Origin of the sequence: Okeania sp. SIO2F5 (genome assembly GCF_010692685.1) — a bacterium.
In the GTDB taxonomy this organism is placed as follows: Bacteria; Cyanobacteriota; Cyanobacteriia; order Cyanobacteriales; family Microcoleaceae; genus Okeania; species Okeania hirsuta.
In genome coordinates this window covers 1-20012 of record NZ_JAAHGU010000133.1, presented here as the reverse complement: position 1 = coordinate 20012, position 20012 = coordinate 1, and the positions used below count along the sequence as shown (strand labels likewise).

The 20012-nt window shown below is 36.8% G+C and carries 16 protein-coding genes, 1 tRNA gene and 2 pseudogenes; 15 read left to right on the top strand and 4 right to left on the bottom strand.

The annotated features are described in order from the left end of the window. Positions 1–127, bottom strand: a pseudogene (locus F6K27_RS26860) (photosystem II D2 protein (photosystem q(a) protein)); the annotation flags it as partial. Positions 128–1714: 1587 nt separating this feature from the next. Here F6K27_RS26860 and F6K27_RS26855 point away from each other — a divergent pair. The 6 genes and pseudogenes from F6K27_RS26855 to F6K27_RS26830 all read left to right on the top strand — a co-directional run bounded on the left by F6K27_RS26855 (position 1715) and on the right by F6K27_RS26830 (position 5153). Then, positions 1715–1981 carry a hypothetical protein gene (locus F6K27_RS26855; protein WP_124144686.1) on the top strand — a complete coding sequence of 89 codons (267 nt, stop codon included), beginning with the start codon at positions 1715–1717 and terminating at the stop codon, positions 1979–1981. Next, the gene (locus F6K27_RS26850; RefSeq protein ID WP_287273062.1) at positions 1978–2658 is read left to right on the top strand and encodes an energy-coupling factor ABC transporter ATP-binding protein; all 681 of its coding nucleotides are present in this window, start codon (positions 1978–1980) and stop codon (positions 2656–2658) included. Before F6K27_RS26855 ends, F6K27_RS26850 begins: the two co-directional genes overlap by 4 nt. Positions 2659–3602: 944 nt before the next feature. Beyond that, positions 3603–4148 (top strand): NYN domain-containing protein, encoded by a 546-nt coding sequence (locus F6K27_RS26845; protein ID WP_287273061.1) that lies wholly within the window; start codon positions 3603–3605, stop codon positions 4146–4148. A 156-nt stretch (positions 4149–4304) separates the two neighbouring features. Further along, positions 4305–4376 (top strand) — tRNA-Asn (locus tag F6K27_RS26840). Positions 4377–4762: 386 nt separating this feature from the next. Beyond that, positions 4763–4966 (top strand): annotated as a pseudogene (locus tag F6K27_RS26835) (aminotransferase); the annotation flags it as partial. Next, positions 4956–5153 (top strand): hypothetical protein, encoded by a 198-nt coding sequence (locus F6K27_RS26830; protein ID WP_287273060.1) that lies wholly within the window; start codon positions 4956–4958, stop codon positions 5151–5153. The pseudogene F6K27_RS26835 and the gene F6K27_RS26830, both read left to right, overlap by 11 nt. Positions 5154–5397: 244 nt before the next feature. Here F6K27_RS26830 and F6K27_RS26825 read toward each other — a convergent pair whose 3' ends face one another. Next, positions 5398–5655 carry a DUF1830 domain-containing protein gene (locus tag F6K27_RS26825; RefSeq protein WP_124144689.1) on the bottom strand — a complete coding sequence of 86 codons (258 nt, stop codon included), beginning with the start codon at positions 5653–5655 and terminating at the stop codon, positions 5398–5400. A 197-nt stretch (positions 5656–5852) separates the two neighbouring features. Continuing rightward, positions 5853–7160, bottom strand: coding sequence for a radical SAM family heme chaperone HemW (hemW, locus tag F6K27_RS26820; protein WP_287273058.1), 1308 nt, complete (start codon positions 7158–7160; stop codon positions 5853–5855). A 454-nt stretch (positions 7161–7614) separates the two neighbouring features. Here hemW and F6K27_RS26815 point away from each other — a divergent pair, with 454 nt between their 5' ends. From F6K27_RS26815 to F6K27_RS26775, 9 genes are all read left to right on the top strand, one after another. Then, on the top strand, positions 7615–8694 hold the full coding sequence (locus F6K27_RS26815) for a PIN/TRAM domain-containing protein (protein ID WP_287273056.1): 1080 nt from the start codon (positions 7615–7617) through the stop codon (positions 8692–8694). A 212-nt stretch (positions 8695–8906) separates the two neighbouring features. Continuing rightward, positions 8907–10889 (top strand): efflux RND transporter periplasmic adaptor subunit, encoded by a 1983-nt coding sequence (locus F6K27_RS26810; RefSeq protein WP_287273054.1) that lies wholly within the window; start codon positions 8907–8909, stop codon positions 10887–10889. Positions 10890–11289: 400 nt separating this feature from the next. After that, on the top strand, positions 11290–11628 hold the full coding sequence (locus tag F6K27_RS26805; protein WP_353736077.1) for a Uma2 family endonuclease: 339 nt from the start codon (positions 11290–11292) through the stop codon (positions 11626–11628). An 85-nt stretch (positions 11629–11713) separates the two neighbouring features. Continuing rightward, a complete protein-coding gene (locus F6K27_RS26800; RefSeq protein ID WP_287273052.1) occupies positions 11714–12931 on the top strand; it encodes an ABC transporter permease in 1218 nt (405 codons plus the stop codon). A gap of 600 nt (positions 12932–13531) precedes the next feature. Then, positions 13532–14302 (top strand): ABC transporter ATP-binding protein, encoded by a 771-nt coding sequence (locus tag F6K27_RS26795; RefSeq protein WP_287273050.1) that lies wholly within the window; start codon positions 13532–13534, stop codon positions 14300–14302. A gap of 345 nt (positions 14303–14647) precedes the next feature. Then, complete coding sequence (locus F6K27_RS26790; RefSeq protein ID WP_287273048.1) at positions 14648–16885, top strand: hypothetical protein; 2238 nt, start codon at positions 14648–14650, stop codon at positions 16883–16885. Positions 16886–17627: 742 nt separating this feature from the next. After that, complete coding sequence (locus F6K27_RS26785; protein WP_287273046.1) at positions 17628–17765, top strand: hypothetical protein; 138 nt, start codon at positions 17628–17630, stop codon at positions 17763–17765. 4 nt (positions 17766–17769) lie between these two features. Continuing rightward, positions 17770–17892 carry a hypothetical protein gene (locus F6K27_RS26780; protein ID WP_287273045.1) on the top strand — a complete coding sequence of 41 codons (123 nt, stop codon included), beginning with the start codon at positions 17770–17772 and terminating at the stop codon, positions 17890–17892. 4 nt (positions 17893–17896) lie between these two features. After that, positions 17897–18025: a hypothetical protein gene (locus F6K27_RS26775; protein ID WP_287273043.1), complete on the top strand. Its 129-nt coding sequence runs from the start codon at positions 17897–17899 to the stop codon at positions 18023–18025. 402 nt (positions 18026–18427) lie between these two features. Here F6K27_RS26775 and F6K27_RS26770 read toward each other — a convergent pair. After that, positions 18428–20012: glycoside hydrolase family 10 protein (locus tag F6K27_RS26770; RefSeq protein ID WP_287300935.1), on the bottom strand; the 1585-nt coding region annotated here is incomplete at its 5' end.

Genomic DNA, 20012 nt, shown 5'->3' with positions numbered 1-20012 from the left:
GGAATGCACATGGGAACAAGAGTATACCAGACCAGCCTACAAATACGAAGCGATCGCGTTTCAGCCAGTCATCCAGGACATCAAATGGTCCTCTTTGACTCTGCGGGCGTCCGACTGCTACAGTCATTACCGAATTCTCCAAATAATTATGATAACTACAGGTAACGTTTTTATCTCAACCTTCTCTTAATAATTATTGTTCTGCCATAGCAGAATATGAGAGGTTTTGTAAACATTGTTTAAATTTCTTTACCTTAGTTATCATTATATAGATAATTTCTCGTTGGAGCAACAAAAAAAAATAGTTTTTAGAGACGATTTGTTTTTTAGATTTTAGATTTAGACTTTGAAGTTAAGTATTCTCAATGGTTATGGGGCAAGCTCAGATAACTTTGTTTAAATCTTATAGAACCCCTAACCGTATCTTCATATAAATATCAAGTTTTTTTGACTAGGAGACAGCTATACTGGAGACAGGAGACAGAAGGTAAGAGAGAAAAGGTTAAGAGGGAAGATTTGGGGAGAGATAATACAAAAAATTCAACACTCCTTCAACTGAATTTTCCTCAAAATTAATGCGCGAAAAGACTTGACTAGCATAATTATATAGATCTCAAATGGGTTCTATAGGGAATCAAGAGCTGTGCCAAAAGTATTCAAAGTACAGATTGGCAGTTGGATAAGTATTTAAAATGGACAATGTTAATAGTTGATAAAAATATAGTCACATAAGACATATTCTTCGGATCGCAGGTGTCACCCTGACCCTCGTGAACTTCAAAACCCTCTATCCAATAGTCAAAGACAAAAGGGAGCTGCTTTTTTGATTATATTAACAGACCCGTTCACGCACCTTATTGATTAATCCTTTGCTGGCGGTACGATACAAACCTACTGGACCGACACACCTTAAATGGTGCATTAGATTCAATTCAAAAGTCAAAAGTCAAAAGTAAGAATTTTCAAGTTAAAAGCTAATGCACAATTTTAGCTGTGTCAGTCCATTACTGTTGTGTCAAGCTTAAAGTAGGAAAATGGCAAAATCTAAACTATATATTGTTTTTGTCCAAAACCCTAGGGCGTGTCATCAATTAAAAATTTGACAAAATAGGTATTGTATGGTTTGTGGAGATGGCGATCGCTATGCCAATAAAATGACTGATTCTACCTGTAGGAATTCCTCCCAGAAAGTTTACTGAATGTTTATCTTATCTAGTAGCGATCGCTCTATATTGTTTGAGAAGGCGCGAAAAAATTTTCAATTCATAGACGTGCTTGATACAATATCTCATCGTAATTACGAAGTTCACGCGCAGTTTTTTTTTCGGAGGAATCACTACTTCTATTCCTCTGTAGGTCAAAGGCTCTATCACCTGCTCCTCGGCATAATTTGTTATTCCTGATAGTTATTATTCATAAGCATATTATATTTTTAATGTCAACCTCTTTAATTGATGACACGCCCTAATACAACATTTAAGGCTTAACAGGCCACTACTAAGGCTTAACAGGCCACTACGCAAGATTCTGTGATGGTAATTTAGCCTTGAATTCTCAGCCGACTTGATTAGGGCATGAAACGTATGGCCGAGAGTTATTAAATTTTGTCAAATACTTAGTCGCTCTTTTGTACAAATTCACGAAGATATTTGACATTGTTTGAATATATATGACTATATTTATGTATAACGTTTATTATACTTATCACTAAGAAATGTTCACTATTGACATTATTGTGAAATATACCCCCGCACCATTTTCAGTACAACGTAAGTTAGCTGAGGATGCTGAAGCTGTTTATCAACAAGTCCTTGAGTCTATTCGTTCTGGTAATCCTCAAGTTATAGAACTTACTTGTGAGAAAATGCCTGATAAAAAGATTGCTATACTAGCCAGTGAAATTTCTGGGGTCCAGATTTCCCAAAAATCTGGTGCTGCAGCTACTGGAAGACCACCTGGTTTTGTTGCCCTGACACAATGAACCCTAGGGATAACAGTATTCAAATTACTCGTCCAGCGATTGTAGTACAAGACCTTTGTTTTGATTGGCCTAATGGTAGTCAGGTTTTACGTTCTTGTTCTCTAAAAGTACCAAAGGGAGAATTCTGGATGCTCCTGGGTACTAATGGTAGTGGTAAATCAACTTTGTTAAGGGTATTAGCAGGACTTTTGTCTCCTCAGTCTGGAAACATTCATTTTGAAGGGCGAATGGGTTTTGTTTTCCAAAATCCTGACCATCAATTGGTGATGCCTACTGTGGGAGCAGATGTTGCTTTTGGACTGGTTGAAGAGAGACTTTCTCAACTTCAAATTCGTCATCGGGTAGAAGATGCTTTAACAGCAGTCAATCTTTTAGATTTACAAAGGCGTCCTATATATGCTTTAAGCGGGGGTCAAAAACAAAGGATAGCGATCGCTGGAGCTATTGCTCGTAATTGTGACATCTTGCTGTTGGACGAACCTACTGCTTTACTTGACCCAGACAGTCAATTAGATTTGGTCACTCAAGTTCAAAGCTTGGTGAAAAACAGAGGTATTACTGCTCTGTGGGTTACTCATCGTCTAAATGAGCTGGATTATTGTGATGGAGCATTTGTATTAGATCGAGGTCAAGCAGTAATACAGAAACCCGAAACTGTTGAAGAAAAGTTTGAGTGACATCCTCCCGATGCTGACTTTTACATTGATGATTTTAGTGGGGGGTTGAACGGATCAAATCAGCTTGGGGGAGTCCATGTATCCCGGCGCTAATCTTTCAGATATAGCGCGGGACTTAGAGCTGCCCCTAGCACCCTCAATCAGTTAAATATTTGGCTTAAACCTAAAAAATGACGGGAGTAAGTTAGCCAGCCCGTTTGAACGGCTGGTTGAATAACGACACGCGGGTTTTAACCCGTAATAAAAATATGCTATACTTAGGAATAGTGGAATAGTAAGTAAGAACAAGGTTTGTCGCTATGACATGACCGCTAGTGTGGTGAGATTCCGGTGGACAGGAGACGGGGACGATGCTGACTACGACGGCTGAAAGCAAGCAGGCAGCTAGAGCAGCGATTTATTGCTCCAACTTGAGTAAAACCACTCGTGAAAGCTATTCAAAAAAAAAGTAAACTCACAGCTAGATTTCATTCTATGCCGAGGAGTATAGGAGTCTGTTGATAGGCTTGAAGCAAATGTGGATTTATCCCATTTGCGGTGGACTAACCACAGAATCCAGGGTGTTTCAACCCCTGGAGATGTCAATTGAACTTCCTAATCTACATTACTCTCAAAGATACAAAGATACAAAGTATTAAGAAGGAGGAATGGTAGATAGGGATGATAGTAGAAATAGAAAAAATCAAACTAGGCAGATAGTGATTCGATACCTCCCTGAGATAAAACTTTAATCTCCAAAAAATAGGTTAAGAAGAATCAATGTCCTTGTGGAAAATATTAATCTATAGAAAATTTATCTCACTATTACAGCAAAATTTCTGATCCTTAAACTCTCAAGCTTTGAAAGTTTAGGGATTATTTTTTTTGACCACGATAGAATCTGAATAAATGTTATATTACATTAGTATTTGTTAACATTCTGTGGAGAATTATCCCTTTGAATCATGTCACGCTCTTTAAGACGAAAGGTTATGCTCGTAGATGGCTATAATGTTATTGGTATCTGGCCTCGCCTCCAAGAAAGCTTTAAGATTAATGGCTTGGAAACAGCAAGACGAGATTTGATAGAAGCGATGGTAAATTATAGTGCTAGTCAAGATTTGAATACTCGTATAGTATTTGATTCTCAATACCAGTATACTCCTACAGTTAAAGAGGTTATTACCGATCGTTTATCTGTTTATTATACAGAATTCGGCCAGACAGCAGATACATATATAGAGAAAGCTTGTGCTAATCTTCGTCAAGAGATGCGCCTGTCTAAGAGTAGGTTAATTGTTGCGACTTCAGATCGTGTTCAACAACTTACTGTGGTAGGTTATGGTGCAGAATGGATATCTTCTCAACAGCTTGCCCATGACATTGAAAGTGTAGCAAGTAGCGTTCGGCGTAGATGTCAACGAAGCAAAAGAACATCAGGCCGTTTTTTGGCTAATTACCTAGACCTAGAGTCTCAAAAGCGCCTAGCTGAACTAAGAATGGGTAAATAGCTTTTACTTATTACCATAATAATACCTGAAAGTCAAATTAGTTTAATAAAACTAAATTATTATAACTATTAATAAAAAAAATATAAAAAAGGGTTGCAAAATATGTTGAGTTAGGGTTAAGATTAGTAATCGTAGCTCAGAGATAAAGTTACATATTCCTCGGTAGCTCAGCGGTAGAGCGGTCGGCTGTTAACCGATTGGTCGCAGGTTCGAATCCCGCCCGGGGAGTTTAAAAATTTTAGGTTCTTGACCTAGAGAATAGTTAGTAGTTCTATTTTTATACTAAAATCTTAAGTTCAAGATTCTAGAACTAATAAATTAATGTTTCAGTACGAACATACCAATAACTAGCCTCTATAATTGGTCTGTTAACCCAAATGTTACTTTTCTCAATTATGGGTCTTTTTGAGCATATCCATTGTAGGTATTGACAGCTCAGATGAGACTCCAGGAACAGTTGGAAACATAAGCAGTAAATTTTTTTTGTCCGAGAGTTTGAAACTCTACTGGATGAAGGTAAAGAAAAGTTAGCAAAATTTGTAGGTACATAGTCAGAGAAGTTAGTATTTGTTCCAAATGCAACCACTGGGGTAAATGCAGTATTACGCTCACTCAACTTTTCCCCTACCGATGAGTTATTAACCACAGACCAAGAATACAACGCCTGTCGTAATGCCCTGAATTTTGTTAGCGATCGCACAGCTGCAAAAGTGATAGTCGCATCCCTACCTTTTCCAGCAGAGTCTCCGCAACAAATAATTGAAGCAGTTATCAAACATATTTCACCAAGAACAAAACTCGCATTGCTTGACTACTAATGTGGTCAAACAGCCATTTGTATTTCCCATTAAACAACTGGTAAAAGAATTAGCTAAACGAGGTGTGGATACATTAGTAGATGGTGCTCATGCAGTGGGGATGATTCCACTTAATTTAGAGGAAATAGGGGCAGCTTATTATACGGGAAATTGTCATAAAACGCTACAGTTACTTCACAAAAGCTGAAAGTTGAGCAAGAGAGTAAAAAAGCAATTTTATCTGAAATACAAGTATACAAATAATTATGTAATCTTCCCATCCCCAATTTATTAATCATCTGATGAGTGCTGAAATGCTGATAGCTAGTTAACAATATTTGACCTAAGTCGATCCATAACAATAGTTAGTGATCAATCTAAAAAAAATATCAATCACTAACTATTTCCTACTTACCTGATGAAACTAATTTTGAGTACTTTTCAACTGTTACTTACTCATCAACTTTCAAGTCCTTGCACAAAAAATGTTCACACCTAATTTCAGCATTTTCTATGCTTTGATGAATTTCTAATTCTGCTTCTGGAACTGCTTCAAATAAGAAACGTTCTCCTGGGAAAACAGTATGTTCCCAATATTCATTTTGAGGATTACTAATTCTAGCAATCTGTATCTTGTGAGTAGTATTCACATAGAAACAAAGAATTTTTTGAACTTGTTTTTTTGGTAGTCTATCTAGTGCTATAGTCACAGTTTTTCATTCCCTCTAAGTTTTTGCTGCCGATTAGCAACCCTACTGAACCTTGATATCTTTGAGTGCCAATACAATTATTATAAACTAATAGGGATCGCTTCAGCACATTTTTAATTACTTTTGTTGAAGAAAATTAATTAGGCTTAAATCGTCCACTATAAACCTATTATTTTACCAGTATAAATGCTCATATTTTAGTACTCCATACTGATAGAATTACTCAGTTTACTAAATAACGTCGATAAAACTGTATTGGAGAACAAAAAACCTTCAGGATCGGTTAACCTCAAATATCCTTCTACTGGAAATTTTTGGTTGTTTGAGAATAAGGTTACTATACCTTTTGGATTAATTAATTCTACCCACCCTAACTTTTGATAGTGTTGCAAATAGATTAATATTTGATCTACAGTTTGTTGACCAAAACGCTGAGATAATGTTGATAGATTTATCCCATCTGCCAAGCGAAATCCTAACATTAGTGTTTCTAACAAACACTCCTGATTAGCTTCTAAGCAGTTATTAGATGTATCAATACCCTGATGTTTAAAACTACGATCTTGAAGCGATAGCTTGTATTGCCTATCGACAGATTGCACCCATTGATAATATTCTTTGCGTGTAGGTGGTCGGGTAAATCTTTCCCCTGCTACATAACTTGCTGCACCCATACCAAAGCCATAATAAGGAAGATTTTCCCAGTAGACTCGATTATGACCACACTGATAATTTGGCTTGGCGTAATTAGATATCTCATAATGTTCATATCCTGAAATTGATATTAACTGCTGTGCCATTCGATACATTTGAGCAGCTGTTTCATCTGTAGGTAAAGGAGGATTACCAGGTTGATAATAACGTCCAAAAGCTGTTACAGCTTCTACTACGAGGTCGTAACTAGATATATGAGTTGGGGAAATAGAAATTCCTGCTTCTAAAGAAGTTTGCCATTGTTCTAGAGTTTGATGTGGCAGTCCCGAAATTAAATCTATGCTGAAATTAACAATTCCTGCTTGATGTAATATGTCTACTGCTTTGTAAATATCCGAGACATTGTGGGTTCTCCCACAAACCTTTAATAACTCATCTTGAAATGCTTGTACCCCTAAACTAACTCGATTTATCCCTAGGAATTTATATCCTCGTACCTGTTCTAAGTCAAAAGTTCCTGGGTCCATTTCTATAGAGATTTCAGCATTGGCCACAATTCTAAATTTTTGTTCTAGGGCGTCTAGAATCCGGTTCAATTGACTAACTGACAAAAGAGAGGGTGTACCACCGCCAAAGAAAATAGTTTCTAGGGGTCGGTCAAAAGATTTTGTAATGTTTATTTCCTCACAAATTACCTCCACATATTCTTGAATAGGAGAAAAATTATCACCTCTTTTATTATCGCCCACTACAGAAATCGGAAAATCACAGTAATAGCACCGCCGTCGGCAAAAAGGTATATGGACATAAGCCGAACTAGGGATATAGTAATTTCCGATTGGCCTTTTCATTACAAAATATATTCTTATATAAAACTATCTTAAACAATTATGAATTTAATTAAGAGTAGTAGTACAGTAAATTATCAAAAACTAATGCCGATCAATAGAAATATTATTTAAGTAAAAAGTAAAAAAAATAACTTTAAGATATAACCGTATGACTACTTCAAAGACGTAATACTCAAAATGTTGTCATTAAAACCAAAGTAAAAATAATCACATCATCTTTGCTACAAGATAGATTTTATACTTTAGTAGGAACTGTGAAAAGCAAAGTTCATTATGAATAGCTTCAAAATTTTATGAGTTGAAGAAGCTGAGAACAAGAAAACTCTAAAGAATGGAACATTTACTTGAAGATATAATAGAAGCAACATTGAGCAGCCCAAAAATTATGGTTATCACTCACTATTGCTGAGTACCTACTGGGAAAATCTCTATATCTATAAAACAAACTAAAAAAATGCTTGACGCAATCATTATCATTTCATTTGTACTCGCTGGAGCAGGAATAGGATTCTATAGCATAGAACTATTACCCCCCAATGTATTATTAGAAGTTACCAATATTGAAGGTTTACGTTCAGTATTAGCTGCTTTTACCTCCTTGATTGGCTTTGTATTGGGATTGGTATTCCAAACTACATATCGGCGAGTGGAAGCAAAAGTTGCCCAGATGCCAGTTGACTTATTATTAACTCGAGCAATAGGATTAGTCATTGGACTATTAGTGGCAAACTTAATGCTAGCGCCACTCTTTTTACTTCCTATTCCAGAGGAATTTAGCTTTATTAAGCCTCTTATAGCAGTTTTAGGCAGTGTCATGTTAGGCTTTACAGGAGTTAACGTTGCTGATACTCATGGTCGTGGTTTTTTACGGCTGATCAATCCTAACAGTCTAGATACAGTATTAGTAGCAGAAGGTACTCTTAAGCCTGCTACTACTAAAATTTTGGATACTAGCTGTATTATTGATGGTAGGATAGAAAATTTACTGGAAACAGGTTTTCTTGAGGGGCAAATTCTTGTACCACAGTTCGTTTTACAGGAACTACAACTTATAGCTGATGCTTCTAACGATCAAAAAAGAGTTAGAGGTAGAAGAGGGTTAGACATCTTAAATAGACTTAAAGCAGTTTACCCTTCTCAGATTCAAATTCATTTTGCAGACTATGAAGACATTTCTACAGTAGATGCGAAATTGATTCATTTTGCTCTGGAAATTAATGGTACTTTGTTAACTAATGACTACAATTTGTCTAAAGTTGCTAGTTTACAAAAAGTTCTCGTACTAAATATTAATGACTTGACTCAAGCAGTGCGACCAAGTTATCTACCTGGTGATACTATTGAAATCAAAATTCGTAAAGCAGGGAAAGAGCCATCCCAGGGTATAGGATATCTAGATGATGGCACAATGGTAGTTGTGGAATCAGGTAGTGAATATGTTGGAGATGAAATTAGAGTTATTGTTACCAGTTCGTTACAAACTTCTGCTGGTAGAATGATTTTTGCCCGGACTCAAGAGTCTGCCATAGCTTAATTTTGGTGATAGTTATAATCGCCTGAAAAATGTCTAATAAAATATGCTCAAAAAACAGCCCCAATTTTCTGTATTTCAGATAGTTGGGGTTAATTATAGCAGTTTTCATTAACATAGAATACAGGTATTTTGGCTTCTGCCTTACCTTCAAGGTAATCTCCCTTCTAAACCGGATTTAGTATAATTACCAACATTTGAGAAGGAAAAAGATAATGAAAACTAGCTTTCAAGACAGCACAACTCAGACCTTAACTACTCCCCAAGACCAAAATGACCGCAATAAACAATTACCTGTTGAACGCCCCAAGAAGGGAAAAAAATGGGCGATCGCTCTGGTGGCAGCGGGACTCTTAGCTTTATCCACAGGCATCTATTTAGTCCGTAACCAGTCTCAGGGAAAGCAAGAAATCATTGAAACTTTGACTATACCCGTACAAGCTCAAAATATAGTTGTGAGAATTACAGCTAGCGGGGAAGTCCAACCAATACAACGAGTCAACCTTTCTCCCAAAAATCAAGGCCGTTTGGCAGAATTATATGTCGAACAGGGCGATCGCGTCCAAGCCGGCCAAGTTATTGCCCGGATGGAAAGTCGCGACTTAGAAGTTCAACTCCGTCAAGTTCAGGCAAGACTTGAAAGTGCAAAGGCAAATTTGGCAAAACAGGAAACTGGTAGTCGTCCAGAAGAAATTGCTGCTGCTAGAGCGCGTTTAAATCAAGTGGAAGCTCGTCTATCCCAATTGCAAGCTGGTAGTCGTCCAGAAGAAATTGCTGCTGCTAGAGCGCGTTTAAATCAAGTGGAAGCTCGTCTATCCCAATTGCAAGCTGGCAGTCGTCGCGAAGAAATTGCTGTTGCTAGAGCGCGTCTAGATAGAACTCAAGCTAATTTGTCTCAATTACGAGCTGGCAACCGTCGTGAAGAAATAGCTCAGGGGAAGGCACGTTTAGAACAGGCGATCGCTCGTTTGGATGATGCGACGACAGGAAGTCTGAAGGAGGAAATTGAACAAGCTAAGGCTAGAATAGAGGCGACAAAAGCAGAGTTGGAGTTAACGACGAAACGGCAAGTGCGATATCAAAATTTGGCAAGTGAGGGTGCTATTGCTCGTGATGCTTACGAAGAATATGTGAGAGATGACCGCCGAGTTAGAGCTAATTTACGGGAAGCTGAAAAACGTTTGGAACAGTTAACTCAAGCTAGAGGAGCAGAGATAGAGCGTTTAACTGCTGCTGTGGAACAGGAAAAGCAGGCTTTTCAATTGTTGGAAAATGGTACTCGTCCGGAGGAAATTGCTAGAGCAAGAGCTGAAGTTGCGGAAGCTCAAAGTCAGTTGGAGGAGTTGGAAAATGGTACTCGTCCGGAGGAAATTGCTAGAGCTAAAGCTGAAGTTGCGGAAGCTCAAAGTCAGTTGGAGGAGTTGGAAAATGGTACTCGTCCGGAGGAAATTGCTAGAGCTAAAGCTGAAGTTGCAGAAGCTCGCAGTCAGTTGGAGGAGTTGGAAAATGGTACTCGTCCGGAGGAAATTGCTAGAGCAAGAGCTGAAGTTGCTGAAATGGAAGCTCAAGTCCGCTATCAGGAAATTCTGTTGGAAGATACTCAGGTTCGCGCTCCTTTTTCTGGAATTATTACTCAAAGATATGCAACGAAAGGGGCGTTTGTGACACCTGCGACTTCTGCTTCTAATGCGACTTCTGCTTCTTCGACTTCTATTGTTGCTTTAGCTAGAGGTTTAGAGGTTTTGGCAAAAGTTCCAGAAGCAGATATAGGTCAAATTAAATCTGGTCAAAGTGTGGAAATTGTGGCTGATGCTTATCCAGACCAAGTTTTTAAAGGTAAGGTGAAATTAATTGCTCCAGAAGCAATAGTAGAAAGAGATGTCACATTATTTGAAGTGCGAGTTGCTCTGGAAACTGGCAAAGAAAAATTACAGTCAGGAATGAATGTTGATTTACAATTTTTAGGCGATCGCTTGGAGAATGCTTTAGTTGTACCGACAGTAGCGATCGTTACTAATAAAGGAGAGACTGGGGTATTAATTCCTGATGAGAAAAATCAACCAAAGTTTCAGTCTGTTACTCTTGGTTTTAGTGTTGGTAATCAAATACAGATTTTGCAAGGAATAAAAGCTGGGGAAAGAGTTTTTATCGAACTACCAGAAGGTAAAAAGTTAGAAGATATTTTTGGTAATAGGTAATATAGCAGAAGGAAGAAGGAAGAAGGAAAAATCCTGTGTTGCATGAGTTTTAAGCTTTTGATATGTCCGCGCCCTTTCCTTCGACTGCTATACCAATTATCAAAAATAATACTATTAAAAATAAATGAGAAATTTATGCCTATTAAATACCTGCTAACTATTGCTATATGCTACTATAAAAAAGTAAGCATTTGCTGCGGAATGCTGCGCAAACAGCTATTAGCATTCAGCATTAACCTTTTAAAGGTACAAGACTTACTAAAGTTAGCTCATGATTTTTTATTAATAAGTTTTAATTCTCTTTGGAGAGTAATTCCTCATAAGTCATAGCTGATAGCTGATAGCTGAACGCTGAATGCTTACATAAAAAATAGATTTAATTGAGCAGAGGTTATTTGTAATGACGTCCTCCACTACGGCAGAAATTATTTATCCAGAAAGTGACGGTTTACCTTTGGCAGATAATACAATTCAATTCCGCTTTATTATTACTATTGTTGGGGGTATTGCCGGTATGTATAAACACAACACCAATGTGTTTGTTGCCGGAGACTTATTTTGGTATCCCAAACACAGACAACCTTGGGTAAAACAAGCTCCTGATGTGATGGTAGTTTTCGGTCGTCCTCAAGGAGATAGACGTTCCTATAAACAGTGGGAAGAAGAGAATATTCCTCCCCAAGTAGTATTTGAAATTGCTTCTCCTAGCAACAGTATTACTGAATTGACTAACTCCTGACTCCTTCCTCGTTATTTATTTTATAACTATTCAACCGGACATGATATAAGCCCTAGTTACTTTACCCTTTACCAATTTCCTAATTATGAACATCTTAGAAAGCATAAAAATGGCAACTACAACGCTGCTAACTAATAAAGTTCGCAGTAGCTTAACCATGTTAGGTATTATCATCGGTAATGCTTCCGTTATTGCCATGATTGGAATTGGCGAAGGAGCGCAAAAATTTGTTAACAATCAGATTACTTCTCTCGGACCAAATGTTCTATTTATTGTGCCAGGAAGTCCTGAAGCTCAAAGACAACCTGTTCTTCGGCCACAAACATTAGTATTGGCAGATGCAGAGGCGATCGCTTCTCAAGTTCCAACTGTTCAGGAGGTTGCTCCTATTCTTAATGCTAACGAATTAGTTAGCTACCGAAATAAAAATGCATCATCCAGCTTAACTGGTACAACTCCAGAATTCTTAACTGTCAGAAATTTTGATGTCGCCAAAGGTAGATTTTTGACAAATTTAGATTTACAACGACAAGAAAATATAGTAGCTTTGGGTTCAGAATTAGCAGAACAATTATTTGGTAATGAAGATCCGATTGGTAAACGAGTACGCATTAAAAATACTAGCTTACAAGTCATTGGAGTAATGGCATCTAAAGGAACTAATCTCGGCAACAATGAAGATATGAGCGCTTTTATTCCGATTACTACTATGGCAAATAGAATTGTTGGCAGGTCTTCTCCTTATGGCACTCAAGTAAGTTTAATTTCTGTATCGGTAAAGGATGAAGATAGTATGAAAGCTGCCCAGTTTCAGATAGAAAATCTGTTACGACTGCGACATAAAATTATTTATGAGGATGATTTTACTGTCAGAAGTCAGCAAGATTTATTGCAAACTTTAGGAGGTATTACGGCAGCTTTGACTTTATTATTGGCAGCTACGGCGGCGGTTTCTTTAGTGGTAGGTGGCATTGGTATTATGAATATTATGTTAGTTTCGGTGACGGAAAGAACTAGAGAAATAGGGTTAAGAAAAGCTATTGGTGCTTCTCAGAAAGATATTTTAGTTCAGTTTATAATTGAGTCGGTGATTTTGTCTATTGTGGGTGGATTAATTGGTACTGGAATTGGTGTGAGTGGAGTGTTAATTTTAAGTATTTTAACTCCTTTAGAAACAGGTATTCCTGTAACAGCGATCGCTATTGCTTTTGGTGTTTCTGGTGCTATTGGTTTGTTTTTTGGAGTTGTTCCTGCAAAACAAGCGGCTAAATTAGATCCTATTGTGGCTTTGAGAAGCATTTAGGTAATTAATAATTAATAATGAATAATTATATTATGTCTGGTTGATTACTTATAAACAAAATGATGGAGGAGTCAACCCACCCCTCGCCCCTCCCCCTCCCAGGAGGGGAAGTCAGGAGGACCGAGTCAGGAGGGAAGAAAGAAGCAAGAAATAAGAGGAGGAAAAGGAGGAAGTTTTTTTGGTCATGTAAGCGGAACGGAGTTCTATAGTTAATTATCCGGACATGATATTACTATACAAGTAAGCATTCAGCTATCAGCTATCAGCATTTGAAAGAAAGAATTAAGCAATGGCCAAGGTTAGCTGAAAGTACTATTTCATTTCCTGTGGAATGCTGCGCAAACATAATTTTTCATTCTCCTTGAATACTAATTCCTTCTTCCAAGATAATTAATAACTCATAGCTGATAGCTGATAGCTGACTGCTGAATGCTTACCTATACAAAGCAAATGTGCTGAAAATAACTCGTTGTTAAAAATTACCGAAAAATTCGGTCTAAAGCCTTCCCTTAAAAGAGGATAAAAAAAGATAATATTCCTTATGTTAAACCTCTTTATTGCAGAGGTACTGATAACTGATAACTGATAACTGAAATTACTATGCAATACAAATATTCTGAAAATAATTCGTTAATTCTCCCAGAGAATAAAACCAAAAAACCAGTCATTGTCGGATTAGAAAATATCGCCAAAATTTATGTCATGGGCGATGTAGAAGTTCGTGCTTTAAATGGTGTTAGTTTAACTATTGAAGAAGGAGAATATTGCTCTATTATGGGAGCATCAGGTTCTGGTAAATCTACCTGTATGAATATTATTGGTTGTCTCGATCGCCCAACATCTGGTAATTATTATCTCGATGGGTTAGATATAGCTAATACCTTAGAAAAAGACTTGGCTAAAATTCGTAATCTCAAAATTGGATTTGTCTTCCAACAATTTCATTTATTACCACAAATAACAGCTCTCGATAACGTTATTTTACCCATGCTTTATGCCGGAATTTCTAGTAAGGAAAGAAAAGAAAGAGCAGCAGAAGCTTTAAAGTTAGTAGGGTTAGAAAATCGGATGAATAATAAACCCAATCAACTATCAGGAGGACAACAACAAAGAGTAGCGATCGCTCGTGCAATTGTTAATCGTCCAGTATTATTATTAGCAGACGAACCGACTGGTGCTTTAGACACTAAAACTACTCAGGAAGTGTTAGATATTTTCACAGAATTAAATGCTAGTGGAATGACAGTGGTAATGGTGACTCACGAACCAGAAGTTGCAAAACAAACTAAGCGTGTTGTTTGGTTTAGTGATGGTAAAGTTGTTAATTCAAATTTGAATCCTGAAGATTTGCATACTTCTAGTTATTTTTAAAGGAGTCAGGAGTCAGGAGTCATCTCATGTCCAGTTGAATACTTATTATTAAGATAGTAGGGGAGCGGGGGAGTAGGGGGGTAGGGGAGTAGGGGAGTAGGGAAAATAGAAAGATTTACTGTTGAAGCACTGATGATAAGTTTTTTCATCACGCTCTTATCCGGACATGATACCAGGAGGGAAGAAAGAAGCAAGAAGAAAGAGGAGAAAGTTTTTTTTATCGCTAATTATTCGGACATAGTTTTATATCTTAAAATTCAGCCACAGAAGAATACTATTTTATAAATCCTCAGCTTTTTAGCACCTAATATTTCTATAAAATAATCAAAATTATCTATTTTTTCTATGCACCAAACATTTATTGACTTAGACGAATTAATTCTACTTTGTAGAGATAAATCATCTCAAAAGTTTATCCAAGAAGCTGTAGCTTGTTATCGAGCTGGAGCATTTCGTTCATGTATAGTATCTACCTGGAATGCAGTAGTATTTGATTTTCTCCATAAGTTGAGGGAACTAAAACTTTGTGGAGATAAAAAAGCTCCCTTATTATTGCAAGAATTTGATAAATTACGTTCAGACGAAAATTTCAAAGACCTTTGGCAATTTGAGTCAGATATTCCAGAAAAAGCACATGAAGAATTTGAATTAATTTCACCTATAGAAAAGTTAGATATTGAAAGGTTATTTCAGGATAGAAGTCGGTGTGCTCATCCTTCAATGACATCTTTAGAAGAACCTTTTGAAGCTACAGCAGAATTAGCTCGCTATCATTTACGAAGTGCAATAACTCATCTTTTACAACGTCCTCCTGTTCAAGGTCGTGCTGCTCGTGACAGGATTTTTCAAGATATTAAATCTGAATATTTTCCTGTTGACCCAGAACTTGCTATTAATTATTTTCAAGCAAGTCCATTAGCTCGTGCAAGATTTAATTTAATTCAAGATATTGTTATTGGTTTAACTACAAGTCTGTTAATAGAAAATTTCCCAGAATTAGAAAGAGAACGACAATTTTCGGCTTTAACTGCTGTGTCAAAAATGTCTGTTCAAAAAACAGGAAAAATATTAAATGATAAGTTGTCTGGAATTATTATTAATAAAGTAGATGATGATAACTGGGATAAAGTAATCATTTACTTGGCAAAAATTACAGTTTGGGAAAGTTTAAGCGAACCATGCAAATTAAAAGCCCAAAATTTTGTTAAAAAGCTGGAAGTGTATGGGGGAAATAATTCTTTTTTAAGTGGTGTAGATAGACTTTCACCAAATCTCAAAATTCTAATTAAAGCAGCTCATATAGATTTTTTAAGAGACTATGTAATTAAGAAGTTTGATAAAATTCCTGTAAAAGATATCTTGTCATTACATGATATTTGTGGAGATAATTTGTTCCAAACAAAAATAATTTTACCTAGTCTGATAAAATCAGCTCCGGAAGCAAGTTTAAATGAACTATTTTTAATAAGAATAAAGACTCCATTAGTATTTGATGAAACTATTTTATCTTGTATCAAGGAAAAAGCTAAATTTTCATCTTTGAATGATTTAGCTGATATTATGTCAAATTATGATTATGAATTGTGGCAAGATTTGATTCGGGATTTACTAGAAGAGAAAATTATCAATGCTGATTTTGATGAATTACTTTCAGCCAAGTCAAAATATAAATCATCAGGAAAGTCAAAACCTGAAATTATTGAACTGTTTGATAATTGTATTAATGAAAAAATCCTAGAAGTTGATTTTGACGTTCTACTTAAATCATCAACATATTGGTGTGAGATTGAGGCAGAAAAATTAATACTTTATTTGAAAAATCCTCTGCCAGAAAAAGTTGATTTTCTAGAATTACTCTTAGCCAAGTCAAAATATCATTCATCTGGAAAGTCAAAACCTGAAATTATTGAACTGTTTAATAGTTATATTAATGAGAGAATATCCGAGATTTATTGGGATGATTTCCTTGGATTTTCAAGATATTGGTGTGAGATTGATAGAGAAAACTTGGTATTAATTTTTCAAAATTTTGTGCCAAAAAAAGTTAATTTTCTAGAATTACTTTCAGCTAAATTAAAATACAATTTATTAGAATACTCAGTACCTGAAATTATTGAAATATTTGATAATTGCATTGCAGAAAAAATTAAAGAGGTATCCTTGAATGATGTTCTAACTTATAACGTGCATCATAGGAAAGCAATTCCTGAAAAATTGCTTATATCAATTTTAAAAACTGATATTTCAGCTATAATAAATAAATTTGCCAACTCTAGTAATTATAAAGAAGCTGGTGACAATACACAGCTTCTAATAATTGTTGCTGAAGAACTGAATAATGAGTTGTGGGAAAATGTTTTAACAGCATTTTTTGAGAACAATCAAATCTGCAATTCATGGGACTGTCTAGCAGATTTTCCCAAATTATTTAAGAAATCTTTAGAGCTAAATAATAATTCTGTACAACCTTACTGGTTGCCTTTTCGAGAGAAACTAGGGAGTGGCAATCAAAATTTTAAGCAACTCAAGCAACTAATTGACCTTTACTTAACTCCTGAACAAAAAAATCAACTGAATAATTAATTGTAATTAAATTTAGGCATAAACTCTACCTGTACGCTCAGTTGCAACTGAGCTAACACCACGGTAATAATTAAAAGAGTATGCCAACAAATATCACTACCAACGTAAGCATTTCCTGCGGACTGCTGCGCAAACAGCTATTAGCAGTCAGCTATCAGCAATTAATAATGAATAATTACTTCTCAGGTTGAGTCCGGAGACTTTGACAGTAACTTTTTATTCTTTCCTCAATTTCAAAGGTTGCTTTCACCTTTCCCAACATTAATAGCTGATAGCGGCCTTGTTGCATGAAAGCAGCGTTCTTAACATCTATTCCGCAGCTATATCGCTCTGTTCGTCATTATTGATGTTCTATTGATCTATTATCCAATAGTTATTGCTCTGCACACAAAGCGATCGCTCTATGAAACCGATTATTGATGTTCTATCGATCTATTGTCCAATAGTTATTGCTCTGCACAAAAAGCGATCGCTCTATGAAACCGATTATTGATGTTCTATCGATCTATTGTCCAATAGTTATTGCTCTGCACAAAAAGCGATCGCTCTATGAAACCGATTATTGATGTTCTATCGATCTATTGTCCAATAGTTATTGCTCTGCACAAAAAGCGATCGCTCTATGAAACCGATTATTGATGTTCTATCGATCTATTGGACAATAGTTATTTGTCTGCACACAAAGCGATCGCTCTATGAAACCGATTATTGATGTTCTATCGATCTATTGGACAATAGTTATTTGTCTGCACACAAAGCGATCGCTCTGTTCGTCATTATTGATGTTCTATCGATTTATTGGACAATAGTTATTTGTCTGCACACAAAGCGATCGCTCTGTTCGTCATTATTGATGTTCTATCGATTTATTGGACAATAGTTATTTGTCTGCACACAAAGCGATCGCTCTGTTGGCAATTATTGATGTTCTATCAATCTATTGTCCAATAGTTATTGCTCTGCACAAAAAGCGATCGCTCTGTTGGCAATTATTGATGTTCTATTGATCTATTGTCCAATAGTTATTGCTCTGCACAAAAAGCGATCGCTCTGTTGGCAATTATTGATGTTCTATTGATCTATTGTCCAATAGTTATTGCTCTGCACAAAAAGCGATCGCTCTATGAAACCGATTATTGATGTTCTATTTATCTATTGTCCAATAGTTATTGGTCTGCTGATTAAATCTCAAAGCTTTTACAGGTAAAAGTTTCAGCCTTTTTCTGTTAAACATTGATGTTCTATTCATCTGTTGTCCAATAGTTATTGGTCTGCACACAAAGCGATCGCTCTGTTGGCAATTATTGATGTTCTATTGATCTATTGTCCAATAGTTATTGGTCTGCTGATTAAATCTCAAAGCCTTTACAGGTAAAAGTTTCAGCTCTTTTATGTTCAAAAATTGATGTTCTATTCATCTGTTGCCCAATAGTTACAGCAATTTCCGCACATTATGAAGTACATATGCGGAGCAAGTGCGACAGCTATATACTTTCATGCAACAAAGCCGCCGATAGCTAATAGCTGACGGCTGAATGCTTATTAAAACCTCCCACTTTTCAACCGCACTTGATCGCCATAATTTAACAACATTTCCAAAGCAGCTAAACGATTTTGCCAAGTCTGAACTTGATAAGCATTTTCCCTCCCATGAACACTCATAGAACCCCTAAACTGTAACTGAAACCTTCTCAAACTATTTCTCGCTTTATTCAAATTACTATTATCGGGATTTTCAGCCAATTGATTCAAATCTGCTGCCAATTCCTCAGCCTTAACTCGCCAACTCTCAAGCTCTGACTTCCTCATAGAAAGTTGCTCATTTGCCAACAAAAAACTCCATTCCTTTTTCAAAGCTTGAAAACGGTCTGCTGCTGCTGCAAACGGTTGTCGATAGGGAATAGGACCCTCCACAACATGAGAAGGGTTCGCAAAAGCACTCAATGAAGCTCTATTATTCTTCCCAGTTTCCGGTCCTCCCTGAGTACGAGTCAAAAATCCATGTAACCCCCCAGTAATTCTTTCCGCAGCAAAAATAATGTAACCCCCTGTAGGCAAATCCCTCGCCGCTTGAATTTGGTCAACCGCTACAATTTCAGGAAGATTCAAAAGCTTAACTGCAGGCGTTATCAAAGTACTACCTAATACTCGCGTACTTGTCAGCGGTTGCGTAATTTGCTGGAAACGATTCGTATCCAAAGCATAAGTCATCGGAGTCAACAAATCAATATCACCCCTGAGAACCCAAGTTTCCCAATCTTGCTGAATTTTATCAAAACGCTCATGACGTGGAAAAGGAAACACCGCCGCCGATAAAATCATCCTTGGATATTTCTGTTTGAGAAATCTCGAAGTATCCGCCACAAAACTATTAACTTGATTAATCTTAAACTCAGTCCACTTCCACCTATTTTGGCGATCGCGTGAAGAAATCTTCATTGGATCTACACCATGCAACTGCTGAAACTGTTGACGAGCTGTTGTGCTGTAACCATAAGAAAAATTCCGACCAGGATTTTGAAAAGGATAGCGAATATAGTCAAGTTGAATCCCATCAACCTGATAGCGACTAGCAATTTCATCTATTATCCTCAGCAGATATTGCCGAACATAAGGATTAGCAGGGTCCATATAAACCTTGCCATCAGAAGGGTGTCTTTTCCGACCCCTTTTATCAGTCATCACCCAATCAGGATGAGCCGAAATCACCGGGCCCAAATAACTATCTGGCTGACCGAGAGCGCGGTTATGAGCCTTATTTCCCGTCGCAAACGTCCATATCCAAGCGTGTATCTCCATATTCCGCTCGCGAGCTAACTTAACCGCAGACTCAAGTGGGTCCCAGGAAATTGTCAAAGGATTCTGTCTGGGAGCAACATTACTGGGATAAATTGTGTAACCAGCATTCAGAGTTTCAAAGAAAACAGTATTAATACCAGCAGCAGCAAGTCGGTCAAATACCATTGCCAAACCACGTTCGGAGCGGGCCTGAACAATAGTACCCCTATCTAACCATACAGCTCTAATCTCAGCTCCTGCTCTTTCTCCATCAGTAGGATAATTCTGCCACAACAATTGTCTTGTTTGCAGCCATTGATTTCTAGCAGTAGCATATTGTTTGGATGCC

Bases quoted from the DNA above. Each gene is read 5' to 3' on its own strand.
- F6K27_RS26810 (WP_287273054.1), top strand. From the start codon at position 8,907: ATGAAAACTAGCTTTCAAGACAGCACAACTCAGACCTTAACTACTCCC.
- F6K27_RS26805 (WP_353736077.1), top strand. From the start codon at position 11,290: ATGACGTCCTCCACTACGGCAGAAATTATTTATCCAGAAAGTGACGGT.
- F6K27_RS26855 (WP_124144686.1), top strand. From the start codon at position 1,715: ATGTTCACTATTGACATTATTGTGAAATATACCCCCGCACCATTTTCA.
- hemW (WP_287273058.1), bottom strand. From the start codon at position 7,160: ATGAAAAGGCCAATCGGAAATTACTATATCCCTAGTTCGGCTTATGTC.
- F6K27_RS26815 (WP_287273056.1), top strand. From the start codon at position 7,615: ATGCTTGACGCAATCATTATCATTTCATTTGTACTCGCTGGAGCAGGA.
- F6K27_RS26850 (WP_287273062.1), top strand. From the start codon at position 1,978: ATGAACCCTAGGGATAACAGTATTCAAATTACTCGTCCAGCGATTGTA.
- F6K27_RS26800 (WP_287273052.1), top strand. From the start codon at position 11,714: ATGAACATCTTAGAAAGCATAAAAATGGCAACTACAACGCTGCTAACT.
- F6K27_RS26845 (WP_287273061.1), top strand. From the start codon at position 3,603: ATGTCACGCTCTTTAAGACGAAAGGTTATGCTCGTAGATGGCTATAAT.
- F6K27_RS26790 (WP_287273048.1), top strand. From the start codon at position 14,648: ATGCACCAAACATTTATTGACTTAGACGAATTAATTCTACTTTGTAGA.
- F6K27_RS26795 (WP_287273050.1), top strand. From the start codon at position 13,532: ATGCAATACAAATATTCTGAAAATAATTCGTTAATTCTCCCAGAGAAT.